We start from the raw sequence: 7,827 nt of genomic DNA on the forward strand, positions 1-7,827 counted from the left end.
GTTTTACCAATTTACAATGTGTAGACAAAAGAATAGTTTTTGTTACTATTGGTGAATATTTATTTAAATAAACTGACTTTTTATGTATTCAGTTTTGAACAGGGGAGAATTATGGATATAGGGGCTTTGCTCACAACTGCAGGCAATTTAATGCTAACCGGTATGGTGGGGGTGTTTGTATTTCTTTCTTTATTGATTGGTGCAGTGACAGTTATGTCTAAGCTGGCTAGCAAATTTTCTCAGCCAGAACTTGAAGTATCACAGAGAACACCATCTTTTAAATCTCAAGGTGTGCCAAATGAGCACATCGCTGCAATTAGTGCTGCCATTGCTCAGTACAAAACAAATAATAATTAGAGGAGCATACCAATGGCTAAATTAAAAATAACAGAACTCGTACTTCGAGACGCACATCAGTCGCTTTTAGCTACCCGCATGCGATTAGACGACATGTTACCTATTGCAAAAAAAATTGATGACGCAGGTTATTGGTCTATAGAGTCTTGGGGTGGGGCTACCTTTGACTCATGTATTCGTTATTTAGGCGAAGATCCGTGGGAGCGTATTCGCGCGCTTAAAAAGGCGATGCCAAATACACCCCAGCAAATGTTACTTCGCGGTCAAAACTTATTGGGGTATCGCCATTATGCTGATGATGTTGTTGAAAAGTTTGTTGAGCGCGCACACAAAAATGGCGTAGACGTATTTCGTATTTTTGATGCCATGAATGATGTACGTAACTTAGAAACTGCCATAAAAGCGGCGGTTAAAGTAGGCGCGCATGCCCAAGGTACGATTTCTTACACGGTAAGCCCAGTACACACATTGGATATGTGGCTAACACTTGCTAAGCAGCTTGAAGAATTAGGTTGTCATTCAATTTGTATTAAAGATATGGCGGGATTGCTTAAGCCTTACGATGCAGAAAAACTGATTAAAGGCTTAAAAGAAACGGTTTCAATTCCTATTGCCATGCAATGTCATGCAACAACGGGTTTAAGTACCGCAACGTATCAAAAAGCGATTGATGCCGGTATTGATATGCTCGATACGGCTGTATCGTCTATGAGTATGACTTATGGTCATTCAGCAACTGAAACAATTGCTGCAATCGTGGAAGGTACTGAGCGTGATACTGGGCTTGATTTAAACCACCTTGAAGAAATTGCAGCTTACTTTAGAGACGTACGTAAAAAGTACGCTGCGTTTGAAGGCAGTTTAAAAGGTGTTGATGGCCGAATTTTATTAGCCCAAGTGCCAGGTGGTATGTTAACTAACATGGAAAATCAGCTTAAAGAGCAAGGCGCTGCTGATAAACTAAACGAAGTATTACTTGAAATTCCACGGGTGCGTGAGGATTTGGGCTTTATTCCATTAGTTACACCGACCTCGCAAATTGTTGGTACTCAGGCAGTACTTAATGTGCTTACTGGCGAGCGCTATAAAACCATCACCAAAGAAACCGCTGGCGTATTAAAAGGTGAGTATGGTTCAACACCTGCTCCTATGAATAAAGAGTTACAAGAGCGTGTACTTGATGGCAGCGAAGCAATTACCTGTCGCCCTGCAGATGTGATCAAACCTGAACTTGAAACGCTTGAGGCTGAATTAAGTAAACTTGCGCAAGAGCAAGGCTTAACGCTTGCTGATGAGCAAATTGATGATGTGCTCACGTATGCCTTATTCCCACAAATTGGTTTGAAGTTTATTAAAAACCGCAATAACCCTGACGCATTTGAACCTGTTCCTAGCGCTGATGATAGCTCCAATAAAGCACCTGAAAAATCAGCGGCAAACAATAAAGGCGTTAAGGCTGAGCAATACAGCGTTAAAGTAGATGGCAAAGTATACGATGTCGTGGTTGCTCAAGGCGGTGAGCTTAAAGAGGTGACGCTAAAAGACTCTGAGCATATTCCACAGTCGGCATCAGTTGCTTCAGGTGAAACTCTTAATGCGCCACTTGCCGGTAATATCTTTAAAATTAAAGTAAAGCCAGGTCAGGTAGTAAATGAAGGTGATGTGGTGATTATTATGGAAGCCATGAAAATGGAAACCGAAGTACGCGCCATGCATACCGGTACAATTGCAGACGTGCTTGTCTCTGAAGGTGATTCAGTGTCAACCGGCGATGCAATGATTGCATTAGCTTAAGGAGTAATTAGAGGATGGATGGTATTTTAAACCTCTGGCATGCCACAGGCATTGCTAACTTTACATTTCCTGGGCTGATCATGATTGCCGTTGGTTGTTTGTTATTATTTTTAGCTATAGTTAAAAACTTTGAGCCGCTACTATTACTGCCCATTGGTTTTGGGGCTATTTTAACTAATATTCCTGTGGCGGGCTTATCTGACCCTGGTGGCTTACTTTATTATGTTTACTATGTAGGTATTGATACCGGAATTTTTCCGTTATTAATATTTATGGGAGTGGGCGCGCTCACTGACTTTAGTGCCTTAATTGCAAATCCGCGTATGTTGTTATTAGGTGCTGCGGCGCAGTTTGGTATTTTTGCTACCTTATTTGGGGCTATTTTACTTAACTTTATTCCAGGGTTTGAGTTTAGTTTACAAGATGCGTCAGCAATTGCCATTATTGGTGGCGCTGATGGGCCAACCGCTATCTTTTTAGCGTCAAAGCTGGCACCTGATTTATTAGGTGCTATAGCAGTGGCTGCGTACTCGTACATGGCGTTGGTTCCTATTATTCAGCCGCCTATCATGCGTGCGTTTACAACGCCTGAAGAACGTAAAATTCAAATGCCAGAACTGCGTAAAGTATCAAAAAAGGAAAAAATTATTTTTCCGCTGATGGTACTCACTTTAACTGCGCTCTTTTTACCAGCCGCCATTCCACTGGTTGGTATGTTTTGTTTGGGTAACTTAATGCGTGAGTCGGGTGTGGTCGATAGGCTAAGTAACAGTGCTCAAAACGAAATTATTAATATAACCACCATATTTCTAGGACTAGCGGTAGGCTCTAAGCTTGCTGCCGAGCAGTTCTTAACAGTGGAAACCATTGGTATTTTAGTGCTGGGCGCAATGGCGTTTGCTATTGGTACGGCCTCAGGTGTATTTATGGCAAAAGGCTTAAATAAAATTTCAAAAACCCCAATTAATCCATTAATTGGTGCAGCGGGTGTATCGGCTGTTCCTATGGCGGCTCGTGTAGTTAATAAAGTCGGTCTTGAAAATAACCCGCATAACTTTTTACTGATGCATGCCATGGGGCCTAATGTAGCTGGCGTACTGGGAAGTGCTGTTGCTGCAGGTATTTTATTAGCACTTGTTGGCTAGTAATATTTAATCCAACCATTAGCGCAGTTTACTGCGCTTTTTTTTGCCTAAAATTTAATGTTTTAGATTAAGCGGTTTCTTGTATAGGGTTTTTTGTTTAAAGTAATCACTCTTCATTTTTTAAAAGGGCTGTCAAATGTTACACACTCCGCTGGCAAAATATTTACCCAAGGTTAGTAAGCTTGTATTTGGTTGTATGGGTTTAGGAGGTGCTTGGAATAAAGACGCCATCAACAGTGGGCACTTAAAGCAAGCTCATTCATGCATAGACGCAGCATTTGAAAGCGGGATTAACTTTTTTGATCACGCTGATATTTATACCTTAGGCAAAGCTGAGCACGTTTTTGGTAAAGCGTTGGCTGAGCGTCCTGAGCTCAGAGAACAAATGTATATTCAGTCTAAGTGTGGTATTCGCTTTGCTGATGAGAAAAACCCGCAGCGTTATGATTTTTCTGCTGATTGGATTGAGCGTTCTGTTGAGGGCTCACTTAAACGATTAAATACCGACTACTTAGATGTGCTTATGTTGCATCGCCCCGATCCATTAATGGAGGTGGAGGAAGTTGCGCAAATATTTAGCTGTTTAAAAGAAAGTGGCAAAGTGCGTCATTTTGCAGTTTCTAATATGTCTCAACATCAAATAAGGTTTTTGCAGCGCGCTTTAGATATGCCAATTGTGGCAAATCAAATAGAGGCCAGTTTACAAAAACATCAGTGGGTTGATGAGGGCATTTATGTAGGTAATGCCGATGGTAAAGATATTAACTTTACCCCAGGGTGTGTTGAGTATTGTCGTGAGCATGACATTCAAATTCAGAGTTGGGGCAGTTTGTGCCAAGGTTTATACTCAGGCGGTGACCTATCAAAAGCGTCACAAGCGGATGTAAACACGAGTATTTTAGTTAGTAAGCTTGCCGTTTTATATGGCACAAGTGCAGAAGCTATTGTATTGGCATGGCTACTTCGCCATCCTGCATCGATTCAGCCAATTATAGGCACAACTAATGTAGATCGTATTAAGGCATCGAGTGATGCAATTAATATTAACTTAAGTCGAGAGCATTGGTATGAGTTATATATTAGCGCGAAAGGCTGCGCTTTGCCGTAAGTTAATACCCGTTTCAATATTATTTAAACGAATTGGTATAATACAAAGGTGTTGATATGAATATATTTGTCATTTTAATTAGCTTAGTGATTGCTTTGGTGATCATTATTCCTTTGCTAGAAAAGTACCAAAGTAAAATGGGGCTAGAGGGTGCTACCAAATACAGCAAGTATATTTGGCCATTAGTCATGATATCTTTGGTTGTGCAGCTAATTTATGTACTTGTAAATTAAGATTGAAACTTAAATATCACACACAAAAAAGCCTTTGCGGGTAACCCCAACAAAGGCTTTTTTATTTAATCAGTGAAGTGGTTATCTAAGTGCTAGTTGTAGCTCACGATTACGCTCTAGTTGCGCGATAAAGTTATCAGCAATAGGCTTAAATTTAGCAAGCTCTGAACGAGGTAATGGTTCAGACTTAGGTAGTTTTACGGTTTTAGGGTTACGGTGAACGCCGTTAACCAAAAACTCATAATGTAAATGCGCACCGGTTACACGACCAGTTGAGCCAACAGTACCTATTTTTTCTCCCTGTTTTACCTTTTGCCCTGTTCTGACTAAGCGCTTGTTAAGGTGTAAGTACTTAGTAACATATTGAGTACCATGGCTAATAAATACGTAATTACCATTATATTTGCTATAGCCTGCTTTAATTACTTTACCATTACCCGATGATACAACTGGCGTGCCTGTGCGTGCAGCGTAATCAATGCCGCGATGTGCTTTCACTTGTCCTGTAACAGGGTGTAGGCGGCGAGGGTTAAAGCTTGAACTAATATATTTGAAATTAACAGGCGCACGCAAAAAGGCTTTTTTCATACTACGGCCTTCAGGGGTGTAAAAGTTACCGTCTGTGTGACGAATAGCGGTGTAACGCTCACCTTGGTTTATAAATTCAGCGGCAATAATTTTACCGGTGCCAATAAACTCACCGTCAACAAAATGAGACTCATAAATTAAGCCAAATTCATCACCCTTGCGAATGTCGTTAGCAAAATCGACGTCCCAACCAAATATATCGGCAAAGTTCATGATTTGGCGTTCACTTAAACCTGCTGCAATTGCAGAGGTCCAAAAGCTACTTGAAATTTCCCCACCGGCTGTTTTGCTCAGTGTTTCTATTTCTTTGCTGTCAATTGAGGTGTCGTATTGGCCTTCGTCATTAAGTGTGACGAATAGCGTATCCGTTTTAGAAATAACGTAGCGTAATTGAGCTAATGAACCGTCTTCGGCGGTAGCAAAGCTTAACGTTTCACCTGGGTGAATTTTAGTTAGCTTACGTGTTTCAGCGTTGGTGTTTACAAGTTTATGCAGCGTTTGCGCAGAAAAACCAGCGCGCTTAAAAATAATCGCTAAGTTGTCACCATTTTTAACTTGGTGATCGACAAAATCATATTCTGGAAGTTTTTGTGCTGCCTGCTCTGAATTAAGGTCAGTGAGTTTTTCGTTCTCACCTACTTTAATTTGTAATTCATAGCGCTTACCAATTTCTAGTGTGTTTTCACTATTGTCTTTGGATGCAGTGGCTTTTTCAGAAGGAAGAAAGGCTAAGGCAACAATAGCAGAAACCAAACCTAGAATAAGCATTTTGTGTTTTTTGGGGAGCGTGTTAACCACGTGAACCATAACGTGCCTTTTTCTGCTGTCAAGATAATAAATAGGTTATATTGCAGGATATAACGAATAATCTGTGAATACTAGTATTTTGTAGATTTAAACTCGAGTTAAATTAGGCTAAAATCATAGGGTATTCAGGCTGTTTGTGTTTAAAGTTGAACTGTTACACTATTTTATATTCTTGGATACTTTGCTTTTTCATCATAATGTTAAATTAGCTTATAAAACGGTTTAATTACGAAAAGTGATTAATTTGTAAACTGTTTTTAGTTTGTGATAAACACTTTTGGCGTATTATTAATCGCTCGTTTATATCCCCTTTTAGAACGTACACCCTGCATTTTAGTTGGTGCTGCGATTAGTTAAAAAAGTTGTTCTAATTAGGTGGAAATTTGTTATGTTAGCTAAATAGTTTTATTTGCTTTGTGATAACGCGCTAGCAATAAACCGTGAGCATATTACACCCCTTCGTTGTCAGAATTTTTTGGAGTAACACACAGTGGATTTACAAACCGCTCTAGCAGAGATAAAACGCGGTGCAGAAGAGATATTAATTGAAGATGAGTTGGTTGAAAAATTAAAGTCGGGGAAAAAGCTAAAAATTAAAGCTGGTTTTGATCCTACGGCTCCAGATTTACACCTAGGTCACACTGTACTCATTAATAAAATGAAAACCTTTCAAGATTTAGGTCATGAGGTTATTTTTTTAATTGGTGATTTTACCGGTATGATTGGTGATCCAACGGGCAAAAATGTGACCCGTAAACCACTTACACGTGATGACGTGCTTGCCAACGCCGAAACCTATAAAGAGCAGGTGTTCAAAATTTTAGACCCGGCTAAAACAACCGTCGCTTTTAACTCTACATGGATGGAGAAATTAGGCGCTGCGGGGATGATAAAATTAGCCGCGCGTCAAACTGTGGCGCGTATGCTTGAGCGTGATGATTTTAAAAAGCGCTATGCTGGCGGTCAATCGATTGCGATTCATGAGTTTTTGTATCCACTGGTGCAAGGCTGGGATTCAGTCGCATTAGAGTCAGATGTTGAGCTAGGGGGCACCGATCAGCGTTTTAACCTATTAATGGGTCGTGAGCTGCAAAAAGATGAAGGTCAAAAACCACAAACAGTATTAATGATGCCTTTACTTGAGGGAACTGACGGCGTTCAGAAAATGTCGAAGTCACTCGGTAATTATATTGGTATTACTGATACGCCTTCAGATATGTTCGGTAAAATCATGTCAATTAGCGACGTACTCATGTGGCGTTACTACGATTTGCTAAGTAGCCTTTCTATTGAGCAAATTGCAGCGCAAAAACAGCGTGTAGAGCAGGGTACTAACCCGCGCGATATTAAAATTGAATTAGCTAAAGAGCTAATTGCGCGTTTTCACAGTGAAGCTGATGCGCAAGCTGCTCATGATGATTTCATTCAGCGTTTTCAGAAAAAAGCCTTGCCAGATGAAATCCCTGAGCTGACAGTTAATATTAATGAAGAGTCAATTTTAATCGCTAACTTACTTAAAGAAGCGGGCTTAGTGGCGAGTACCTCAGAGGCCATGAGGATGATCAAACAAGGTGCTGTAAAGCTTAACGGCGAAGACAAAATTACAGATACCAAATTGGAAATTGCAAAAGGCACAACGGCAATTTACCAAGTAGGTAAACGCAAATTTGCAAATATCACCGTAGCTTAAAACTTCGGACATTATAAAAACCAGCTACGGCTTAATGCCAGTCAGTTAAGAACTGACTGGCATTTTCTTTTATAGGGGTACTTATTCGGCTTCTTTCTTATCACC

The 7,827-nt window shown here is 40.3% G+C and carries 7 protein-coding genes; 6 read left to right on the forward strand and 1 reads right to left on the reverse strand.

Annotated features, from left to right (window positions below):
• The first annotated feature begins 111 nt into the window (after positions 1 to 111).
• The 5 genes from QL984_RS17955 (at position 112) to QL984_RS17975 (ending at position 4,637) form a co-directional block, all read left to right on the forward strand.
• Positions 112 to 357: an OadG family transporter subunit gene (locus tag QL984_RS17955; protein ID WP_013464128.1), complete on the forward strand. Its 246-nt coding sequence runs from the start codon at positions 112 to 114 to the stop codon at positions 355 to 357.
• Between the two features lie 12 nt (positions 358 to 369).
• Positions 370 to 2,151, forward strand: coding sequence for a sodium-extruding oxaloacetate decarboxylase subunit alpha (gene oadA / locus QL984_RS17960; protein ID WP_016900617.1), 1,782 nt, complete (start codon positions 370 to 372; stop codon positions 2,149 to 2,151).
• Between the two features lie 14 nt (positions 2,152 to 2,165).
• Positions 2,166 to 3,296: a sodium ion-translocating decarboxylase subunit beta gene (locus tag QL984_RS17965; RefSeq protein ID WP_013464130.1), complete on the forward strand. Its 1,131-nt coding sequence runs from the start codon at positions 2,166 to 2,168 to the stop codon at positions 3,294 to 3,296.
• Positions 3,297 to 3,432: 136 nt separating this feature from the next.
• Entirely contained in the window at positions 3,433 to 4,404 is a 972-nt protein-coding gene (locus QL984_RS17970) for an aldo/keto reductase (protein ID WP_016900618.1), read from the forward strand.
• 56 nt (positions 4,405 to 4,460) lie between these two features.
• Positions 4,461 to 4,637 (forward strand): hypothetical protein, encoded by a 177-nt coding sequence (locus tag QL984_RS17975; RefSeq protein ID WP_013464132.1) that lies wholly within the window; start codon positions 4,461 to 4,463, stop codon positions 4,635 to 4,637.
• Positions 4,638 to 4,718: 81 nt separating this feature from the next.
• On the opposite strand, the gene QL984_RS17980 is transcribed toward QL984_RS17975, so the two are convergent.
• Positions 4,719 to 6,032: a peptidoglycan DD-metalloendopeptidase family protein gene (locus QL984_RS17980; RefSeq protein WP_013464133.1), complete on the reverse strand. Its 1,314-nt coding sequence runs from the start codon at positions 6,030 to 6,032 to the stop codon at positions 4,719 to 4,721.
• A gap of 490 nt (positions 6,033 to 6,522) precedes the next feature.
• On the opposite strand from QL984_RS17980, the gene tyrS reads away from it, so the two are divergent.
• Positions 6,523 to 7,722, forward strand: coding sequence for a tyrosine--tRNA ligase (gene tyrS / locus QL984_RS17985; protein ID WP_016900619.1), 1,200 nt, complete (start codon positions 6,523 to 6,525; stop codon positions 7,720 to 7,722).
• Positions 7,723 to 7,827 lie beyond the last annotated feature (105 nt).

Origin of the sequence: Pseudoalteromonas sp. APC 3495 (genome assembly GCF_030407645.1) — a bacterium.
GTDB classification, from domain to species: domain Bacteria; phylum Pseudomonadota; class Gammaproteobacteria; order Enterobacterales; family Alteromonadaceae; genus Pseudoalteromonas; species Pseudoalteromonas tetraodonis.

Excerpts from the sequence above, each read along its gene's own strand:
- QL984_RS17965 (WP_013464130.1), top strand. The coding sequence starts at position 2,166 with ATGGATGGTATTTTAAACCTCTGGCATGCCACAGGCATTGCTAACTTT.
- QL984_RS17955 (WP_013464128.1), top strand. The coding sequence starts at position 112 with ATGGATATAGGGGCTTTGCTCACAACTGCAGGCAATTTAATGCTAACC.
- oadA (WP_016900617.1), top strand. The coding sequence starts at position 370 with ATGGCTAAATTAAAAATAACAGAACTCGTACTTCGAGACGCACATCAG.
- QL984_RS17975 (WP_013464132.1), top strand. The coding sequence starts at position 4,461 with ATGAATATATTTGTCATTTTAATTAGCTTAGTGATTGCTTTGGTGATC.
- QL984_RS17970 (WP_016900618.1), top strand. The coding sequence starts at position 3,433 with ATGTTACACACTCCGCTGGCAAAATATTTACCCAAGGTTAGTAAGCTT.
- QL984_RS17980 (WP_013464133.1), bottom strand. The coding sequence starts at position 6,032 with ATGGTTCACGTGGTTAACACGCTCCCCAAAAAACACAAAATGCTTATT.